Origin of the sequence: Aporhodopirellula aestuarii (assembly GCF_023701485.1) — a bacterium.
Classification (GTDB): domain Bacteria; phylum Planctomycetota; class Planctomycetia; order Pirellulales; family Pirellulaceae; genus Rhodopirellula; species Rhodopirellula aestuarii.
On the sequence record NZ_JAMQBK010000060.1, the window covers coordinates 384,482 to 405,220 of the forward strand.

A 20,739-nucleotide genomic window follows, 5' to 3' on the forward strand; every position below is an offset into this window, starting at 1 on the left:
ATGAAGTTGATTGAACGCTACGGATATCGAATCCTCCGTGAGGTGGTGACTGAAGAAGATTGCGAGAGCATCGGTAGTGAGATCGTATCGATTTTGGCGTCGAACAAGGCGGGTCGAATTGAGAACCGGCAAGGCGGCGTCGTAGGCGGTCGAAACCTGATCGAACACGATTCGCTGTGGAAAGACTGGATTGCTAGTGATCGCATCACTCGTATGATCCGTGAGCACGTAGGCGCCAACGCGTGCGTGGTGCGGGTGCTGTTTTTTGACAAACCGCCCGGACAAGGCTGGGCGTTGTCGCTGCATCGAGACCGCACGATCGCGGTGAAGGAGCATCATGATCCTCCGACGCCATTTTCAAAGCCGACCTTGAAAGCGGGCGTGGCCCACGTGGAGGCGACCGACGAGGTGCTCGCCCGAATGTTGACGTTGCGGCTGCATCTCGATCCGATGAAAGCGGACAACGGAGCGGTCTTTGTGGTGCCGCGATCGCACATCGTGCCGTCGAAAACGATAGAGGATCCGACGAACGATCCGGCCGCCGAACAGTATGTGGGTGAGGAACCGCAAACGATTTTTTGCCGTGCGGGCGACGTGTTTGCGATGCGTCCTCTGCTGAGCCATGGGTCGCACTCATCGGATCCGAAAACGCAGCTCCAGCGTCGGGTTTTGCATCTCGAAATCGCCCCGCAGGATATCCTTCCGGAGCCATACCAATGGCACACGGCGAAGAAATTGGATTTCGGCTAAGGCTGCCGGAACGGGCTGCGCCCATGGTCGCGACGTTCCGCCGCATTGCCGAATTCGCTGGAAATTCCGCAGTCGTCGAATCAGAAAAGGGCCGCTTGACATGGAAAAACGCTGTGCGGTGAACCGGTTCGCGGGCATCGCCGTACAGTTCGGGTGCCACGTTGAAGGCCTGTTTTTCTTCCGTCCCCGTTTCTCCCGCCGTTGAAAGGTTGACTTGCCGATGCAAGAAGATTTACTCGGCTATCTGCTCGGTGCTCTTGAGCCTGACGAGATGCGTCGGGTGGAGCAGTGGTTGCGTGAGGACGCGGAAGCCAGACGTGAACTGGCGGAACTGGAACGTTTGCTCGAGCGTCTTGAGGAGGCGGACGACGCCGACGAGACACCCCCGATCGATCTGGTTTCGCGGACCCTCGCGAATCTCCCCCCTCTGCCGCCCTCGAGCGGCCCGTCAGGGGAAACAGAGTACGTGGATCACCTGTTCGAAGAGGTGGATGGCACCACGACGGAGCGAGAACGAATATTCGGGGAACTGTCGCTCAGCAGCACGAGCGAAGGAGGTGGCGAGACGACGTGGAGTCTGCGCGATTGGGGAGCCTCGCTCACCGCCGCAGCGATTCTGGTCGCGATCTCCATTCCGCCGCTGCTCGAAGGCCGATTCGCCGCTCGCAAGGCGGCCTGTCAGGATCGCTTGCGAGAACTCGGCGTTGCAATGACGCAGTTCGCCAGTCGCAATGCACAGTCACGTTTGCCGTCGGTGGCTCCCGATGGATATCAAGCGTTCGCGGGCGTGTACGCACCCCGTTTGCAAGAGGCCGGGCTGCTCAGCAGTCCTGAGCAAACGTTTTGCCCCTCGATCGATCGTGACGAGCTTTGGGAAACAACCTGGGCCTCACAGTCGACGTTGACGCCGGCGATGGCCGAGACCAAGACGCCGATGTTGGTGTCGTTGCGGATGCTCGACGAAGTTGGCCGTGAGTTGTCATTGGCCAGTGACGAGGCGTTGCGCGACGATAACGCGACCGATCGGATGATGCGTGCGATTGAGCGACTGCGTTGGATTCAAATGACCGCTGGTGGGCATTTCGCCTACACGCTCGGAGTACGTGAGGGCGAGCATTTTTCTTCACCGCGTTTCCAAGGTCGATCCCAGTTTGCGGTAATGAGCGATGCGGCAATCACACGAGTCAATGTTCGTTCGAACAGCCTCGATGACCCTGCCTACCGCATGACATTGTTGAGCCACGGTGGTCGTGGGATCAACGTTCTCTACGAAGACGGCCATGTCGGTTTCTTGCCGAGTGAATCCCTCGATCGCATTCCGGATAACCCGTTGGTCAATCACGACGGATTGATCGAAGCGGGAGTCACCATCGACGACGCGACGTTGGCGCCGAGTTGGCAGCCACCGTTTATCCGGGCTAACCAACGCTGATCTTTATCGATCAAGCTTGATCTGTGTGGCAACTGTTAATTACTGCGGGATTTCAAATGTAGCGGAACGGCGCAAGCCGTCCGGTTCCGCGTTACCGGACGGCTCACGCCGTAACGTTAAAACACCTTGAAAGCAATTGACGGCTGGGGCCGTTACCGCGTTGCAGGAACGAGTTCTTGTGCGGGCTTGCGTGCTGCGACCGATTTTGTTCCACGGCTTGGACCCGCTTCGCGAAGTTTATCGAGTACCGTCTGCTGCGTGACTAAGTCTCGCAAAAGAATCGGTTGCTCGGGATTCGCGCCAGGATAGATCGCCAGCAGCGGAATCGACTTGCTCTGCAGTTCCTCAAGTTTGGCTTTGATCTCCGGATCACGGTCGGTCCAGTCGGCATACATCGCAACCGCGTTGAGTTCTTTGATTAGCTCGGCGGTCGGTTCGGTATCGATCGCGACCTTCAAGTTGACGAGGCAGTTGACGCACCACTTCGCCGAGAAGTCCACCAAAACGGTTTTGCCTTCGGACTGAAGTTCTTGCAATCTGACTTCGTTGTAAGGTTCCCAGGCGATCAATTCGGTTTCCGCCTTTTGAGCCTCGGTCATCGGCCCGAGGAACTGGAATGCGAGCAGCGAAATCGCAACGGCCGCGGTGACTCCCGATGCCCAGGCGAGCACACGCCGCTGCATCGTTTGCCACGACGGGGTTTTGCCGATGATCCAACAACCGAACCAAACGCCGATTAAGGTGACAAACACCCATAGTTTGTCTTCATCGTTGAACGAATAGAAGAAGAACGCCACGGTTGCCAGGAAGAGGAACGCCAAAAACTCCTTGAACGTTTCCATCCACGGACCCGGCTTCGGCAACCAAGCCATCAGACGCGGCCAGATACCCATGATGATATAGGGAATCGCCATGCCAATCCCGACGACCAAGATCACGAGGGTGGATTGCATGGGCGGTAGTCTGCCGCCGATCAACGCAAAAATCCCGCCCAAGAATGGGCCGCTACACGGCGTCGAAAGTACCGTCGCGAACATGCCTTTGAAGAACGCTCCGGTATACCCTTCGCGTTGTTGCAGTTCCTGAGCACCTTTGCTCGACGCCATTCCCGGTGCCGGTAATTCCCAGAAACCGAAATAGCTCAACGCCATCGCGAACATCAGCACGATCAGTCCGATACGCACTTCGAAGTGCGTGAAAATCTCACCCCACGCCATCGAGAAGACCACCATCAGGACCGCGAGTCCGACGTAGATCGCCATGATGCCGGAGGAGTATGAGAAGTTCAAAAGGAACGCGCGTTTGCGATCTGAACCGGCTTGTTGAACGAAGCTCATCACCTTCAAGCCGACCACGGGAAGCACGCACGGCATGAAGTTCAGAATGATCCCGCCAATGAACGCCAATCCCAGGATCACTGGGAAACTCATCGCGGTCTCCGATTCCCCGTCCCCTTCGCCGCCGACGACATCTGACGCTGTCGCATCGAGTTCGGCCCATGGATCGACTTCCGTTGATTGGACCGGATCGGCGGTTGCCGGTTCCATCGCCAGTAAATCGCGTGACGTGCTACTGGGCGTTTCCGGTTCGGGGGTCTCAGTAGCTGGCGTCACCGGTTTGGGCTCTGGCGTCACCACCGGGGTACTCACTGGAGTGATCGTGTCGATCCACGAAGTGTCGGCAGCGAGGGTCTTGATTTCTTTGGCTTTTGCCGCTTGCAAAGCGATCGGAGCCGGTTGAGACGCCATGTCGCTTGCCGCTCCGCTACTGGCGACCACATTGACGGTGGCATCGAAGCTTAATGCCATTGGCATCAAGCAATTTTGTGCCGTGCAAGCTTGATACGCGATGCCGCCATGGATCGTTTTTTCGCCCGGTTGAGCATCGGCGGGGATTTCGAACGGCATCGTCCAGGTGACTTTGCCGTGGTGGTATTCGTTGACGAGACCGGGAATCGGTTCTTCCCGAATGATTTTGGAGTCCGTGGTCGGTGCTGCGATCCGGACACCGGATTTGTCAGCGATCGCAAAGTTGGTCGACATGGGTTTGTCACCGGCGACACCCGGATAGATGTGGTATTCACCTTCTGGGATTGCGACAAAGACCAACTTGCCTTGCCCACCGGGTTCGACCGAGGGCGTTGAAACGTAAGCCCGCCAAGAGATCGAATAATCACCGTCACGGAACAAAGGAATGTGCGATGCGTCGACTTTCTTCTTCGTCGACGTCGTGCCGCTGGCGACAATCGTTTCGCCACCAATCGATCCGGCAACCGCGGCTGCCAGGTCCGTTGGGGTTGGTCCGCTGAAGCTAGCGGTCAACGTTTCGTCGAGTGGTTGGCAGGCGCCACCGGAGATGCATGAAAGGGCGCTGATCTCGATTTGAACATCGCCGATCGAGTCAGCCGATTGACCATTGGTGATTTGGGCGGGCGCGAAGAAAGTGACTTCATCGTCGTGTTCTTCAATCGTGAGCCCGCCGAACTCTTCAGAAACACTCTTCTTTGGTGGCGAGTCGCTTTGCCAATTACCGATCAGCTTCAGCGAATCGGGAGCCTTGAGTGTCAGCTTTGTCGGTAACGGGCCGCCTTTGGGTTGGGTGAGCGAGTAGATGTGCCATGGCGGTTGCATCGACACGGTGACCTGCAGCACCACGACGTCGGATTTGCCTTCGACCGCAGAATAATTCGCTTCGACGGTCGCGGGTTCTTCTTGTCCAAAGCCGCCGACGTCGGTTTGTCCATATCGCCCCAATGACAAATTCGGAAACAATCCCGTAGTGTCCTGCCCGTCCGCCGGCGCGGCAGAAGCCGTGGAACTCAGCGACGCCGGCCCAATTGCGAGTGCGGTCAAGCAAATCGCGGCTGTAAGCAGCAGGGGCCGATGGACCGAACTCACCCATGTGAGCCAGCGAGGGGAACGCTTCAAGTTCGATTGAGTCATCATCTGGGTTTTCATCGAGGACGGATTCGATAGCAAAGGACAAACCGCTTCGCGAACAACGGAACAAGAGTTGAAAAGTGGCCGAGAATCTTAACAGATTCGGCAGACTGACGCGATTAAATGAATAATCCGGCCTTGGATTTGCGAAGCCGTTACCGGAAAGTGTCTATTTTCCGCAACCAGCCAAACCAACCAATTCGCGAGCCCTCCCACCGAATTGACTTCCATAAGCGTCTTCGCGACATCAAACTGCCTCTCAGAAAATGGACAAACTGATCGATATCCCGCCACAGTCGCCTCCAGAGGGGAGCTTCGGGGAACTCGGATTTCGCTCAGATCAGATGCGTCGATCGCTCCGAAATCACCTGCCCAGCGGGCGAGATCCGCTGCCGGGCTGTCGACATCGACGGCGTCGTAATCGAACACGCCTAGGACTTGTCGGCCACCGAGGGCGCAGTCGCCGAAGGACGCTTTGCCGCATGTGACCTTGTTTGCCGGTGCGTGTTCAGCAGCGCTGCTGAACAAAATATGTTCTCGGTGAACGTCGCGGAGCACCCATGCGGTTGGATGCGGCTCGGGGTCACGCGTATGCGTGTGCAATCGATCGATCAGTGGTGGAACGACGACATTCCAGCATCTGCCCAACCAAACTGCTGCCTCGCCCAACGACTCGGCCAGTTGCCGGCACCTAAAATCGGAGGCCGGATCCCCGAGCTTTTCGCCGCCCAGTCGGCTGGCCAGCGAAGTGGCCAGACTGTCGACCGAAAGTTTGGTTTGGGTGAGGGGCGAAACGATTCTTGAGAGACGAACCAAGCGGTCCATTCGATCGGTGAGACAGCGAGGGATTTGAGGCGTTGGACTCGCCGCCGGCGCCCAATTGTCGGCGTCACTCGGGAGTAGGCGAGGTGAACTTTCCTCCAGCGAGTTGTCATTGAAGGCTTGGTGGATCCGCCCAATTGCCCTGCCTCCGCTCGCGATTTCTTCGTCGCCCGCGTCGGCGGGCAAAGGCGTGCCGGCAATCCATCTCGCTAGCTCCCATCGGAATCCGATCGCTTCGACCGACGTCGAGGGGCTGTTCAAGCGTGGCAGAGGGGGGGCGAGCAATTCACAATTTTGCGACGCCTGGACGATTCGTTCGGCGATTCGGGCCATTCGTTCGCTGGAGATCAACGGCGGCCACGCTTTCAACGCCCACGCGGTTGGCGGAGTGACGTCACGGACTTCGTCGATGCGGAAAACGTGCCCGCCACTGAACCCGGATTGGACGGGTGAAACTCGAAAGCTCGACCCAACTGATGTCGCGTCGCTTGACTTCAGCCACTGCGATGCAATCGATAGGAGATCGTCGTGCGAGAACATTTTGAAATCAGGCGGAAAGAGGGGGCGGAATCGACGTCATCATAGTTTCGTCGGCCCGAACGACGGAACCGTTCCTGTACCTCCAACCACCCTACGAAAACGCATCCATCAACGTTCGGATCGCCCTGGCGGCACAATGCCGACATCGGCAATGATTAGCAACTAGAATCAGGTCCATCATCCGATTGCGATCGAGAACGCTGGGCGGACGCATAACGCTGTTTCGAGACTAGTCGGTGAAACCGGGCAAAACGACCGTTGAGACGATTTGCAGCTCGCATCCATTTCACGGGTCCGTGTCGAGGTCCACGGCAGTCGAAACCGTGCCAGCGGTGATCCACCGTGAAACTGGGCTTGGTTGCCTTGACGGCGTGTCTGCCTCGTTAAACTGAATGGATATTTTCTCGTTCCCTGAGGCGTACGCCCCGTTAGGTCCCCGCATTGTCTGCTGCAACGAGTCGTTATCGGGCTGGTCAAGAAATCGTGCCGGGCTACACCCTGGTCCGTCGATTGGGTGCGGGGTTTTCCGGTCAGGTATGGATCGCCCGAGCGGCTGGGGGAACGCAGGTTGCGCTCAAAGTCGTCGAGCTGCACAAAATTGGCGGACGCAAAGAACTGAAGGCACTGCGAACCATCCGCAACGTCCGCCATCCCAATCTCTGTCCCGTCCATAGTTTCTGGGTTCGCGACAGTTCGGGACGTTTGCTCCGGGATGACGAAACCGAAACGCTCGATCCTGACAACGAGAGTCTCGAAACCGGTCCGATGCGGAAGCCGCCATCGTCGCTCGATCCGTTCGACTCGCCCGTTCTGAATTCGATCACCGAAACACGGCCTTTCGACAATCTCGATGAATCCGCCGAGAACGCGGACAAAACGAACGTTGCTGCCGACGATGACTCGCTGATCTATAACACGATCGTCACCGACTCCGGTGCAAGCAAAGGTACTCCTTCGCCGGCCCCGCAGCAGGAAGCCCCGCCCCCACCGTTCCACTCGCGCACCGACGATCCGACTCACGCCGAAGAGTTGATTATCGTTATGGGGCTCGGCGATGGCACGCTGAATGATCGTTTGCAAGAGGTCCGCCGGGAACACGGGTTAACCAAGAAGTCCGCCGCGGTCTGTGGTCTCGATGCGAAGGAGGCAATTCGTTATCTGCGTTCCTCCGCACAGGCGATCGATGCGCTTATCGAGCAGCACGGAATTTTGCACGGAGACATCAAGCCCCAAAACATCCTTTTGGTTGGTGGTGAAGCACAGGTCTGTGACTTTGGTCTAGCAAACAAGATCGAAGGAGATGTGCGTTTTACCAATCAAACGTTTGCGTCGCCCGCCTATGGTGCACCCGAGGTTCTCGACGGACAAACCTACAGCAAAACAGGCGACCAATACTCGCTCGCGGTAACGTATTTCGAACTGCGTACGGGGCTGTTGCCGTTCAGTGCCACGACCGCACTCAAAATATTGACACAAAAGGCGAGCGAGTCTTTTGATTTGCAATGTCTTCCTTCGGCGCAGCGGAAGGTGCTCCGCAAGGCGATGCGTTCAGATCCGGCAAAGCGGTACAAAACCTGTGTCGAGTTTGTCGATGCGCTTGCCGTGGCCGCCGGGGTGGACAAGGTCGGTGGATTGAATCCCGTCTGGGTCGCGATCGGTGGTGTTGTGCTCGCCATCGCCATCGCCGGCGGCGTTGCCGCGTTGTTGCCTTCGACCGGGAAGTCGCCCCAGGAGACTTATGCGGAAGCCGCCGCGGAATGGCAGAAATACGCCACACCGCAAACCTATTCGGAGTCTCGATTCACACTCCGGAAATGCCTCGACAAACTGAGCGAAGGGATTTTGGATGTCACCGATGCTCGTCAGGACCAGGAGTATCGATCGCTCGCCACCGAGACGTCGAGTGCACTCGCCGACGAAATCCTCGAACAGCTGGAGACGCCGCGTTTTGATGACAACGGTGAACTCTTGATGGGCGGTTTGATCCTCGAAGACGTGGAAGTGCTGCAAACGAAACTCGGTTCGGATGCTGCCGCATTGGTTTCTCAAACGTCCGCCGACGGTCTACGATTGCAATCCGCACTCGATCTGGCGCGGTTGCAACTCGCCTTATTGACTGGTGTGTCGGCTCTGCAGCCTAATCCTGAGGCGATGACACGAATACGTGAAACGTTGGCGAGCGAACTAGAGACGCCTTCGGAGATCGTTGACCCGAAGGCGACTGTCTCCAAGGCCGTGGCGGTTGCGTTGACGCATGATACCGAGAACGCTGATCCTGGTTATTTCGTCGAACCTTCGCGGCTCGCCGACGTCGCGCGAGCTCAGAATGCGTTGCAGTTGAATCGGACCGAGGAAATCGCAGCTTGGATGATGTCCAAATGGAATGCGATGCGAGACGGCAGGAACGGTTTCCTCGCTCAGATCGAAGTGGCGTTTCGTGAAAAATCGGTTGGTAATGAAACGCTGAAACTGATCGCGGCGACGTGGCCATTAATTTCGGTTGAAGCGTCGATCGGCCAGCTCAAACGATTCGCCGACGATCGAGATTGGCCGGGGTTCGTCAAAAAACAGAAGGCGTTGCAAGGCGAAGTTGCTCGCTCGGCGATCGACGACGCGAACTTGGCCACGCAGCTCGCTGTATTCCAAGCGATGTCGGATGGAATCATCAGTGGTATCGGGTTGGCGGCGATGGAGCCTGTCAAGTCTGCGATCGAAGTGACCGAATCATCGTGGCGACCTTCGATGACAGTCGCCGTCGCCAATTGGATCGACGAAATTGTCACGCGTTCGATGGAGAAAGCGGAAGTCCGTACCGTATCGCAAGCCGAACCGGCTTACCAAACCGCTAGCTTGATCTGCGAAATGGTGACCGGACCGATTCCCGAGGTATTGGATCGGTTGGTGGTCGCGACTGCCATGATTGAGGCATCACCGGAAGCATTCGAGAATGGACAAGTCAATGTTTCTGCGGAACGATTGAGCGGAGCGAAGCGGCCGCTCGGCATGTTCTACCGATCTGAACTCAGTGCCTCGAAACAACGCCGACTCGGACGAAGCGAGGGTGGAAGGTTGGCGCAACTGCTTTCCGAGGACGACGCTTGCAGCGAATTGCCGATCGAGTTGAGATCGATCATCCGAGACTATCACCGCATGCTGGCGGATTGGCATCGCGGCGATACCGATGCGGTCTTGGAACGGATCTCCAATTTGCAAACGGATTCACCGAATTCACGAGATGTGCTTGGGGCGTCTCGGTGCCGCTGGATTGCCGATACCGCGTTGCAGGCGGCAGTCGATCGATTGGATGTGCGAAGAAATGACTTTTTTGTCGCCGATCTTCCTGACGCGTTTGAAGCAGACCTGGTCGACCAGATCCGTTGGTGGCTCCAACCGCATGGCGATCCGTCGCCGGAGATGGAAGAGACCGTTGAATTGCTCAACGCACACGTTGCCCTTGTCAAACACGGCAACGTGGCGACCTTGTCGCCGCGTTTGCGTGAGCGATTAGAGGAAATGATCGCGAGCAATCAGCAGGCCTCAGCCGCGAAACCGCTATCGGCCGAAGAGCGGTTGCTCGCTCGAATCGCATTTGAAATCGCGCGGCAGGTTCGCAAGCCTGGCGGATCGGCATCTCAACCTGCCGATGCGAAGTTGAATGTCGAGTCGATACGAATGATGCTCGCGGCAGCCTCGTTGATGCTCGATGTCGATTTGGGATATCGTCAACCGAACCAAGCGTGGGTGCGAAAGGTGATCGCCCCCACGACTCACCGCGTGCTCTCAGCGGTTGACCGCTCGAATCGTTCGGCAAACGGATGGACGATTCCCAAGGGCCTGAATTCGCAGTCGCTGTATCGCTTCAGCCGCCACGCGAACCGCGCCGACGCGTTCACGACGCTCGGCGAAGAGCTCGCCCGTCTTTCAAACGAGGAGACCGGAGAGAGCGTTGACGCGGCTCTTCGTCAGTTGGATGCCAAGGAGTTCTTTAGCGCAATCGCTGGTGATGACGCGGCCCGAACGCCGGCGGATCGATTCCGTTCCTGGATCCGTGCGTCGGAGTGTTTTCAAGATCAGTTGGAACGTCGCGAACAACAATGGACCGACGCCAATTTGCGACATTTCGCGACGTACATCAAGCGTGCCGAACGTTTGGAACCATCCTCGAGCCTCGTTTCGATACTCAAGGCGTTTGCGATCTACCACCAAGCCCGCATGAGACTGGCAAGTGGACAGATCACTCATCTGGATCTCGAAAAGACGGCTGCTGAATTGGGGCGGGCGATCAGTCAGGCTGAAAATGAGCCACCCAGCAACGCGTATTTTTGTGTCTGTTGGCGGCATGCAAACCTGCTAGTCAATTTGGCGTTTGGCCAACAGGTACAGCAGAAATACCAGACGCTGTTGTCGGCGAGGAAGAGTGCGATTCGGGCAACGCAGATGATCGGTCGATTGCCGGCGACAACCCAAACGAACCCTGCCTATTTGGCCTTGGGGAACGCTTGCGAAGACATCGCGTATTACTGCACCTTTCTCGACGACGGCCAACGGGCGGAGTATTTTCAAGAAGCGATCGCCAATTTCAGCGAAGCGGTAGGAAAGACCGAATGGGGCCAATCTCTTCAACCACGCTATAGCCTCGTGCGATGTCGTCAACGATTTGTCGACAGCGGATTGGCGGGAGCTGAGCAATATCGGATCGCCATGAGAGACCTTGGTGATCTCGACACCTCCGCACCGCTCCCATCGCAAATCGAGTGGCTCGGATGGAGCGCCCAATTGCATGCGAGATTGGGCGAACGCGATGACGCGCTTCGTGATGCCGAACGCGCCTATGGCATGGTCGAAGAAGATCGATCGGCGAAGGTGCCCGTTCATCAACGCGAAGAAACCGAATACATGTATGCAGACATTTTGGCCGACTCGACGGATCTCGCCGACCGCGGTCATGCCTTGCAGCTTTTATCCGGTCCGCAAAAATCTGACGTGCCCGTGACCTGGTGGAAGGCTTTCGTGTTGCGGTGCCGAATTTTGGACTCGATCGGCGAAGAAGAACGGCTTGCTGAAACGGTTTTGGCGATCTCGGTTTCTCGATTCGGCGAACAGATGAGGCGTGATCCGAATCGGGTCGCGCAACAGATTGCCGAAATCTCGTTCTATCTCAATCGCGCCGGATGTCCGAAATCACTTGGTGGACCGACACGATTGGATCCGAAGGTCGCTACGGTGTGTTTGAAACGGCTCGATGCGGCGCTTACTGAGTCACTCAGGGAGATCGAAGCCGACGAAGCGGTCAGAACCTATGCCGCGTTCGTGTCGGCAAACGCGGCAACGATCAACGAAGCTCAACTTTCCAAGCGGGTCAAACGCTATCTCGATGTTCTCGACTCTCCCGGGGAATCGCAGCTCGACGAAAAGGTGCGTGCGGATGCGTGGCGAAGCTTGGTACGGCATTTCCGTCCGGTGTTCAAACCGAGTCAAGGTTTCAGTGGCGAGGCCAGAACCCAGTTAATCAAAGAGTTTCCGCTCCTCTCGACGCCCGATCGCGAACGATTGCTCGCTGCCCTGGCCAGTTTTAAGAGTGCGGATACGCCGCCGAACGAAGATGAGAAGTACGTGATCACATCGATCGAGCAGGTTCTGCCGCAGTTGAAGCCGCCGGAGTAAACCGGGCGTGGCTCTTGATGGCCTCGCGGCGGTTCGGTGTCCCGCTCAGGCGATCTGATCGGCGAATCCCAATCCGCTGCCTTCGTTATGAGAGGCTGCGTATTGGCTGATTTCACTTGGCCAAAACGTTGTCGCAAAATCCACGCGGCGACAAATACACCTGGCCGCAAACCTTGCCTGTCTTTCGTATCTTCGCTCGATTCGGGTGAATCGCTCAAATTCGTCCGATTCGTTTCATCGGTACAGGCGGAATAACCGATCGGAAGTTGATAGGGGTGGGGTTCCCTCCCCTTAGACAACCATCTGGCCGGATTGGACGGTCAATTGGCGGAGTTTCTTGGGTTCCGGGGGGGACCGTCTCGATGCGACGACGCACCACAATATTTGCATTCTTGATGATGGCCTACGCGGGCGGAAATGCCGCCGCGGAAGAGCCTCGTTTCGATTTTCTCGAATTCGCCGAGAGTTATTCTGCCCGACAATCGGGCACGATTGCTCTCATGCAGGGAATTGAAACGGGGTCTCGTGAGATCAGTCAACCGACCGATTTTTCGTCCACAAGCGACCGTTTAACCTCGTTGCGACGCGACGATGCCGGTACCGAACAGAGTCTCGATTTGAGCAACCTCAATGAATTGCTCCAGCCTGAATTGTCGAGTTCCGCTGCGACAACGCTTAACACGCCGGCGCAAGTCGAAGCGGTGGAGGCGATCACAGGCCGCGTCGATACCGGTATCGGAACGACTGCTCCGATCGAAGTGATCCCCGCCAGTACGTTCAGTTTGGCGAGCCAACCGGATGTCGCCGAAACGATTGCCCAATCATCAACAGCCCCGACGGTCAAGACACAGCAGCGCAGTCCGATTGCGATGGATCCACGGGTACGTGGTTACCATGGCGGGCAAGTTTACACGATGATGGACGGTGCCTATCTGGCACCGGTGCGGCCTGACCTTGATGCGATTTTGACCAAGGTCGATCAGTCGTTGATAGGATCCTCGCAGGTGATCAGTGGTCCTTACGGTCTACGATACGGTAGCGGTTTTTCATTCATTAACGTCGACTCAATTCCGACTCCGCGATACGAGAACGGCGCCGAGAATCACCTCCGTTTGGGAACTCAGGTGCGGCCCAACGGTGGCCAAACTTACAACACCGCGACGTTGATGGGTGGTGCCGATAAGGGTGGCTACTACGTCAACCTCGGCTATCGGAAAGGTTCCGACTACGAAGCCGGCAATGGCTTGGCGATTCCTTCGAGTTACGAGGCGCTCAATCTGTTCTCAGCGTTCGGACGTGACATCGGCGAGTTCACACGAATGGAGACCAAGTTCAGTTTGCTCGATCAAGGGGAAACCGAATACGCGGGACAGTTCTTTGATGTCGATGCGCTGAATCACTACGGGCTCACTCACAGCTTCATCCACCGCAACGAAGTCACGGGATTCGGATGGCGCGTCGATGGTTGGGTCAGCAACACGGAATTCGACGGTGACACGGACTTGTCAGGAAAGCGACGAAATGACTTTCCCGTGTTGCAGCGAGTCGACTCGGCATTGCTGGCCGCTCCAGGTGTCGCAATCCCAGGAGCACGCTTCAACGGCGACGTGTTTGGTGATTTGACGACGGCGGGATTCCGTGCCGGAATGACAAACGATCCGGGCAACGGTTATTCCTGGGGGGCGGGGACCGATCTGCGATACGTCCAGCAGGAGATCAACGAATTCTACGACATCAGCGAGTTCGGAATCGCCGATCCACGCTTTCAAACCGGGTTGCCGACATCTGAAATCGTCGATCCGGGACTTTACGCTGAGGTCGCCGCCGACTTGAAACCGTTTTGGACCGTGGCAATGGGCGGACGGGTTGCGTTCGCATCGACTAACGCCGATGGCAATGACCTGCAGGCACAATCGAATTTCAAAGACATCAGTGGCAACATCAACCGCGACCTCGATTCGTCCGACACGTTGCTCTCGGCGTACCTTACCAATGACATTGAATTGTCCGAGCACTATACGACACGTGTCGGCGTCGGGTATGCCGAACGCTTGCCCGATTTGACGGACCGCTACAGCGATGGTTTGTTTCTCGCGGTCGTTCAGAGCGGGTTCAGCCGAGTCATTGGTAACCCGGAACTTGATAAAGAACGCAACGTGCAACTCGACACACGCCTCGATGTCGAATACGAGAACGTCCGCGGACGTGTGAGTTACTTCCACTCCTGGATCGCGGACTACAACACGTATGCCGTCAACGCGATTCTCGATCCGCTCGGAGCGCGGCTGTTGCAAGCGGTCAATACGGACCAGGCAACACTTTTTGGTTTTGAGAGCTACCTCGAAGCGGACCTTTGCGAGGGCCTGCAATCGTTCGGCAGCCTCACGTACCTCGAAGGTACCGATCAAGAAATTGATCAACCCTTGCCGGGGATTTTCCCACTCGAGGGACGTGTCGGATTGCGGTTGAGTAATTCAACGCCCGACAGTAGTTGGGGTCTGGAATGGGGATGGCGGATCGTCGATGAGCAAAACCGTCTTGCCTTCCTACGACCGGTCGGGCCGGCAACGGATCCGATCCAGATGGAATCGTTCACTCCCAGTTTTGTGACCTCGTACCTGCGAGGTTATGTGCGACCGAGTGATCGCGTGAATATCACTTTGGGTGCACAAAACCTGTTCGATCAAACTTACTACGAACACCTCAACCTGCGACTGCCTGCCGACGGTGGTTTCGGCGAGACAGTCGTCTTGTCGCCGGGGATCACGCCGTATTTCGGTGTCGAGGTTGACTACTAAGCCGGGGCGGACGTCTCACAAGACGTCCGCGGTTGGCGGATCGAACGCATGGTCTTCCAATGAGTCACTCAGCAAATGATGCGAGTTACTCCCTACGGTTCATCCGCACCGCTTTCTTCTTCATCCGTCGCGAGATCGTCCTGAGCCTCCGCATTCAGGCGGTTGTACTCTTCGATCTTGGCCGCATCGGCATCCTTGGCCACATTGGTTGGTTGGGGATCACCACATCCCAGGATGGCCATTACGCCGCAAAGACAGATTGCTGACAGGAAGAATTTCATTTGATTTCTCAGGTGGGGTTCTTAAAGAAGACATTGATGGATAACGAAAACCCGGCCGAGATTTCTCATCCGACCGGGGTTCTGGACATGCGACCGAAAGCTTCGTCAGCATAAAACCTTGGGGTGGGACCGGACAGCTCGCGCCGCTCCGGTAAGCTTTCTAGCGGAAGGGCGCGAGCCCTCCGGTGCGAGCAACCCTCAAGATCAGGTCAGACAAAGCACTCACTTGGTCAGCACTAACACTTGGGTTGAGACCGGACGGCTCACGCCGTTCCGGTAAGTTTTCTAGCGGAAGGGCGCGAGCCCTCCGGTGCGAGCAACCCTCAAGATCAGGTCAGACAAAGCACTCACTTGGTTAGCATTAACACTTGGGTTGAGACCGGACGGCTCACGCCGTTCCGGTAGGTTTTCTAGCGGTAGGGCGCGAGCCCTCCGGTGCGAGCACTAGATCTCGGTGTCGATGACTTCCTTCGCCGCACGAGTGCCCAGGGCGCCCCACAGTCCGTAGGGGCTTTCCGCACCCGGATTGTTGTTGATGTGAATATTTCTGGCCGTTTCGTTTCCGGCTTCGATGGAGTCGGTGATAAACTTGACCGCGCCATCACCCATCAAAACATGCACGCCACCTTGATGCCGGCTGGACATTGTCGCGACCAATGTTGTTCCCGCTGCATTGTAAGGACCGCAGACCTCGCGGTTGGGTGGGAGAATCGTCATGCAGCCCGTATAGATCGGCTGGAAATCAGCCCACTTGTAACCACGACCTTGGGTCGCATTCACATTCACAGTGTGAACGGGATCCCAGAATTGGGGGCGATCTGGGAGGACTTTTGTTTTGCACCGTGACGGGTTGTTTCGGATTTGTCCGTAGGTAGGCGAACGATTGGCGTTATCTCGCCAGTTGACAGTGCGTTTGTCGTCATCACCCAGGTCCGTCGCAATCTCTCCCGCAGCGATCGTGTTGGATAAGCCATCGAGGCAGTCTCGGAAACGTGTCTCATCCACCGGTTTGAAAAAGCCGCGATGGGCGGCTCTCGCCTGTTCATCATTGTTTCGAGCTGTGCGGTTGCCATTCCAAGGTCCGCGCTGTTGATGGACAATCGAGTCGCCCACACACGCTGCGTAGTTCGTTCGTCCAAGTGCCGGCAAGCCAATACCGGGATCGCTAGGGCACCGAAAGCCTGGGATATCAGTGGCCCAAGGATCGTAAGCCAGTTTGTCGGGAGTGGGGCCCATTGCCGGATATGTTGTTCCTTGTGGGTTGGAGATCTGTTCCCACAGCGCTTGCTGCTCGATAAAAGGTGTGATCCCAACCAACATGCTCAATCGCAATCGATTGCCCTTGTCGGAAGAACGCCAATGGCTCCAAGGTCCATTGGCTGAGTTATTGGCACCGACCAATGGCTGTGTTCCGGTGCCATGCGTAGGCAACTGCTTGTACGCGGAATGATAATTGTGGATTGCCAGCCCAATCTGTTTGAAATTATTGCTGCAACTCATTCGCCGCGCCGCCTCCCGCGCCGCCTGAACGGCCGGAAGTAGTAATCCGACAAGAACCCCAATGATGGCGATGACCACGAGTAGTTCCACTAAAGTAAACGCGAGTCTTCTTTGAGTGTTTTGGTACATTTGAATGCCTATATAGAACGAAACTGAAAAGCGAAGGATATCCTTGATGGAGGTTGGAAATACCCTAAACGATGATTAGTGGTTAATTGTACGGCGTTAGGGCCTGCGGAGGCAACTATCTTTTTGCGACACGTTGGTAATGATTTGCGACTTTTGTTGAGGAATTGGCGGTTTTCAGCTGGTCGAAGAGGGGGAAATGAGGAGATTGGAGGCTCAGTCGTGGAGGTTTTTAAGCGGACAGCTCTGAACGATGACGCCTTGATCCCATGAATCGATCGCGGTTCGATCGGGCAGCATTCCCTTTTCGCCGAAAAGGTAGATCGTGCCTTTTTGATCAGTGGCGGCAATCTGATCTCCGTTGGGCGACCACCGGATTTCAGTCATCGGACTCTCGTTGCCCGTCGGGATTGTCAGTAACAGATCTGCCGTTGCCGCGTCCCAGATCCGAACCGTGGCATCAACCCCGCACGATGCGATGCGGGAGCCATCCGGCGACCAGTCCACATCACAGACCGTCCCGAAATGGCCGTCAGCGAGATGAATGGGTTGGTTGATTTGATTCGATGCATAAAACGCCAATTCGCCACCCAAGCCTGCCGCCACGATCGCTTCCCCGTCGGGACGCCAGCTTGGATTTTGGACCGCCTTCGGATATTCGCTGATTGTCGATTCTCCGTTCGAAGCATCCACCAGCGTAAGTCGTCCTCGACCAGTGACCGCGAGAATGGTTTTGTCGTCAGGGGACCATGCCAGGTCGAGCGACCGATCCTCATTTTTTCGCTCGGATCGGATCTGCCATGTATGGGTATCCCACCACTGCATGGTTCCGTCGTTGCATGTCACAATCAGCGTTTGCGCATCATGGCTGAATGTGGCGTCGATATACTTGGTGCTCTGTCCCGAATTCAATTCGAATGATTTTCCCGTGTCGGTCTCAAGAATTCGAGCAATCATCGCGTTCTCGTTCGCCACCACCCAACGTTGATCGGGGCTCAAATCGAGACGGAAAATGTTTTTATAGGGGTCGATGGGAAACTGCTGCAAAAGCTTGGCGGATGCGACGTCCCAGATGCAGATCGGTTGGTTGTGACCTCCGCTGACAAAACGCGTGCCATCGCTATGCCAATCTATCGTAAGGACCATTTCGTCGTGGGGTTGCCACTGTTTGTGACTTGCCTTGACGACGTCCAGCGAAGCGATCTTGACGGGGCAATCGAATGACGTTGCCGCAAAGGAACGTCGATCCGGCGAGAGATCTAGCGATGTGATTTCTCCATTGTGCAGATGAAACTGCGCCGACATTTCCCCCGTGTTGATGTTCCATTTCTTCACCAGTTGGTCTTGCCCACCACTGATCAGATGATCGTTGTCGATCCACTTGACGTCGTTGACGCGAGCACCGCGATGACCGGCCAGTGTTCGCAAATGATTGCCGACGTTATCGATGATCAACACTTCGCCATTGTAAGACTGGGTGCACAACGCCAATTTGCTATCGTCGGGACTCCACCGAGTACGAACGATCGCGAAATCGTCAACCTTCTTCTCCCAAACCGGTTTCGTAAGTTCAGGGTCGAAACACTTGACCACGCCGGATGCATTGGAGATTGCTAGCATCGATCCATTCGAATTCCAGTCGCAGGACAAAGGCGGGCCACCGTAGGCGTTTGCGCGAGGAAAGGTGCGCACTACGTCGCCAGTATTCGCATCGATCAGGGCAACTCTGTTTCGCCTATTCACACACGCCACCTGAGCGTGACCAGGACGCCAGGCAAGATCGACTAAACTGTCTGGATTTAGAGCCGCGTATTGGTATTCGCACGTCTTCTTGCCGGTTTTGGCCTCGTAAATCATCATTGCACCTTGTTCGCAGCCGACTGCGAAGTGCGCTCCGTCATCGGACCATGAGTAACCAATAACGTCTGGTGGACAGGGAAATCGATTGATTCGCTTGCGACGATCGACATCCCATACCTGAAACTCAGCGTTTGTGTGAAAGACGAGCAAACCGGTTTTGGCATGCCAGCTCATGCCCCTGGCGGCCTTGTCTTGCGTTAGAGTCTGCTGCTGCCGCGATAGTTGCGACTGATGGTAATACCACTCCCAGCCGCGAAAATCAGGTTGCCCCTGAGCGGAGGTCGTTTGAGACAGGAGAGCTTCGACGTGGCCAAGACGGCCTTCTTCGAACGCATGTCCCGCGGATCGTATGCGAGCCGAATAAAGACGCCAGCTGACTTCGCGCTCGCGTCGTTGTGTGTCCAACCGAAGCTGTTCTTCCTTCGCCCTCGCATTATTTGCTTGAACGGTTTGTCGTTCCGCCACTGCTCGCAATTTCGATTCGTTCTTCGCACGTTTTTGGGAATCCCAAGCAAACATGGCCGAACCGAGTGACCCGGTAACAATGCTGAACATTAACAGCGTGATCAGTATCGCGATCGCCGGTTTCCGCCGAGCCCATTTGACGCAGCGTTCGACATTTGACGTGGCGCGAGCCCGGATTGGTTCTCCTCGCAAGTATCGCTGTAAGTCTTCGGAGAATCCCTGTGCCGATCCATAGCGAGCAGTCGGTTGCTTCTCGAGACATTTCATGCAAATGGTCGCCAGGTCTCGGTCGAGAGTGGGAACCAGCTTTTGCAGCGGGACCGGATCTTCACTGACCACAGCCAAAAGCGTTAGGGTGGGTGAGTCATGCTGAAAGGGCGGCTGACCGCTGAGCAATTCGTAGAGAATAGCCCCGAGTCCGTAGACATCGCACGCGGTGGTCAACTCATCGGGACCCCGCGCCTGTTCGGGGGCCATGTAGTTGGGGGTGCCCACGATCGCCCCATCTCGAGTCAGGTTGCTGTCCACATCGATTTGTTTGGCTAGCCCGAAGTCAGCGACGTAAGGTTGCCCATCTTGATCGATCAGTACGTTGGACGGTTTGAGATCGCGATGCAAAATTCCGCGGCGATGGGCGTGCTCGATCGCGTGCCCAATTTTGATCATCAACTCGGCAATCGCCGCCAGGTCACTTCGAATCGTCGCCGCGTGCCGGCCGAGCGTTCCACCTTCAAAGAACTTCATCGTGAAGAAGGAAATGTTGGCTTCGCTGCCCACCTCGTAAATGGGAACGATGTGAGGGTGACTCAGCTTGGCGACCGCTTGCGCTTCGGCAACAAACCTCGCCGCGGCAGTTGATCCATCAAACGGCTTCCTCATCACCTTGAGCGCAACGATCCGATCGAGACTCATTTGACGAGCTTTAAAAACAACTCCCATTCCTCCGCGAGCGATCTGTTGGAGCAACTCGTAATCCCCAATCGACTCACCGGCCTCGGGTAATTTGGCAAGCACGTCGTCGCTGCAGATCGTCGCCGTGCCGTGGCTCGAAGGGATCGCCGCGGGCGGGACCAAAGCAGAGAAGAAACCGGTTGCGGATTGGTGATCGACGAAAAACTCGGCTAGCTTATTTCTCAGCTCCTCGTCTTCTTCAAGTAAACGGATGACGTCATTCAAAGGGGCTTCGCGATTCATGGTTCAACGGTTTGAAAAAGTTCGGGAATCAGCTCGATCGCGTCGTCTTGTTGTTGGCTCCACCAGCTCATTATCAGAAAGCTGATCAAATGTTCGATTCGTCATTATGTCAACTCGAAAAACGTCTGTTTGCAACTTGATTCGTCCCAGGAAATTCTGCCTTGGAATACGCTCAGTAGCTGGCAGTTTACGTGATACCAATTAAGCACGTAGGCTGGAGTTTTTCGGTACATCGGTCATTTGATGCAAATCATGGTTGCTACGGTTAACCAAGGCTATCACTGGGCTGCCAAAAATTTGTTCTGGACAAGACGTGTCGCTATCCCTTTTGCGTTTAGCTGGATCTAGTAATACGCGAATGGTTAGTC

The 20,739-nt window shown here is 56.2% G+C and carries 9 protein-coding genes; 4 read left to right on the forward strand and 5 right to left on the reverse strand.

Annotated features, from left to right (window positions below):
* Together NB063_RS22060 and NB063_RS22065 are read left to right on the forward strand one after the other, a co-directional pair.
* The gene (locus tag NB063_RS22060; RefSeq protein WP_250931043.1) at positions 1 to 750 is read left to right on the forward strand and encodes a phytanoyl-CoA dioxygenase family protein; all 750 of its coding nucleotides are present in this window, start codon (positions 1 to 3) and stop codon (positions 748 to 750) included.
* A 220-nt stretch (positions 751 to 970) separates the two neighbouring features.
* Positions 971 to 2,182 carry a hypothetical protein gene (locus NB063_RS22065; RefSeq protein ID WP_250931044.1) on the forward strand — a complete coding sequence of 404 codons (1,212 nt, stop codon included), beginning with the start codon at positions 971 to 973 and terminating at the stop codon, positions 2,180 to 2,182.
* Between the two features lie 152 nt (positions 2,183 to 2,334).
* Here the strand turns inward: NB063_RS22065 and NB063_RS22070 are convergent, their stop codons facing one another.
* On the reverse strand, positions 2,335 to 5,127 hold the full coding sequence (locus NB063_RS22070) for a protein-disulfide reductase DsbD family protein (protein WP_250931045.1): 2,793 nt from the start codon (positions 5,125 to 5,127) through the stop codon (positions 2,335 to 2,337).
* Between the two features lie 87 nt (positions 5,128 to 5,214).
* Positions 5,215 to 6,483 (reverse strand): aminoglycoside phosphotransferase/kinase family protein, encoded by a 1,269-nt coding sequence (locus tag NB063_RS22075; RefSeq protein WP_250931046.1) that lies wholly within the window; start codon positions 6,481 to 6,483, stop codon positions 5,215 to 5,217.
* Positions 6,484 to 6,924: 441 nt separating this feature from the next.
* Here NB063_RS22075 and NB063_RS22080 point away from each other — a divergent pair, with 441 nt between their 5' ends.
* Together NB063_RS22080 and NB063_RS22085 are read left to right on the forward strand one after the other, a co-directional pair.
* Positions 6,925 to 12,147, forward strand: a complete 5,223-nt coding sequence (locus NB063_RS22080) for a protein kinase domain-containing protein (protein WP_250931047.1) — start codon at positions 6,925 to 6,927, stop codon at positions 12,145 to 12,147.
* A 362-nt stretch (positions 12,148 to 12,509) separates the two neighbouring features.
* The gene (locus NB063_RS22085) at positions 12,510 to 14,945 is read left to right on the forward strand and encodes a TonB-dependent receptor (protein ID WP_250931048.1); all 2,436 of its coding nucleotides are present in this window, start codon (positions 12,510 to 12,512) and stop codon (positions 14,943 to 14,945) included.
* 92 nt (positions 14,946 to 15,037) lie between these two features.
* Here NB063_RS22085 and NB063_RS22090 read toward each other — a convergent pair whose 3' ends face one another.
* The 3 genes from NB063_RS22090 to NB063_RS22100 form a co-directional block, all read right to left on the reverse strand.
* Positions 15,038 to 15,226, reverse strand: a complete 189-nt coding sequence (locus tag NB063_RS22090; RefSeq protein WP_250931049.1) for a hypothetical protein — start codon at positions 15,224 to 15,226, stop codon at positions 15,038 to 15,040.
* A gap of 444 nt (positions 15,227 to 15,670) precedes the next feature.
* Positions 15,671 to 16,855 (reverse strand): DUF1559 domain-containing protein, encoded by a 1,185-nt coding sequence (locus tag NB063_RS22095; protein ID WP_250931050.1) that lies wholly within the window; start codon positions 16,853 to 16,855, stop codon positions 15,671 to 15,673.
* A 213-nt stretch (positions 16,856 to 17,068) separates the two neighbouring features.
* Positions 17,069 to 20,371 (reverse strand): serine/threonine-protein kinase, encoded by a 3,303-nt coding sequence (locus tag NB063_RS22100; protein ID WP_250931051.1) that lies wholly within the window; start codon positions 20,369 to 20,371, stop codon positions 17,069 to 17,071.
* Between the last annotated feature and the right edge of the window lie 368 nt (positions 20,372 to 20,739).

What these genes read in the sequence shown, in the direction of transcription:
- NB063_RS22060 (WP_250931043.1), top strand. Translation starts at nt 1, where the DNA reads ATGAAGTTGATTGAACGCTACGGATATCGAATCCTCCGTGAGGTGGTG.
- NB063_RS22065 (WP_250931044.1), top strand. Translation starts at nt 971, where the DNA reads ATGCAAGAAGATTTACTCGGCTATCTGCTCGGTGCTCTTGAGCCTGAC.
- NB063_RS22070 (WP_250931045.1), bottom strand. Translation starts at nt 5,127, where the DNA reads ATGATGACTCAATCGAACTTGAAGCGTTCCCCTCGCTGGCTCACATGG.
- NB063_RS22075 (WP_250931046.1), bottom strand. Translation starts at nt 6,483, where the DNA reads ATGTTCTCGCACGACGATCTCCTATCGATTGCATCGCAGTGGCTGAAG.
- NB063_RS22085 (WP_250931048.1), top strand. Translation starts at nt 12,510, where the DNA reads ATGCGACGACGCACCACAATATTTGCATTCTTGATGATGGCCTACGCG.
- NB063_RS22090 (WP_250931049.1), bottom strand. Translation starts at nt 15,226, where the DNA reads ATGAAATTCTTCCTGTCAGCAATCTGTCTTTGCGGCGTAATGGCCATC.
- NB063_RS22095 (WP_250931050.1), bottom strand. Translation starts at nt 16,855, where the DNA reads ATGTACCAAAACACTCAAAGAAGACTCGCGTTTACTTTAGTGGAACTA.
- NB063_RS22100 (WP_250931051.1), bottom strand. Translation starts at nt 20,371, where the DNA reads ATGAATCGCGAAGCCCCTTTGAATGACGTCATCCGTTTACTTGAAGAA.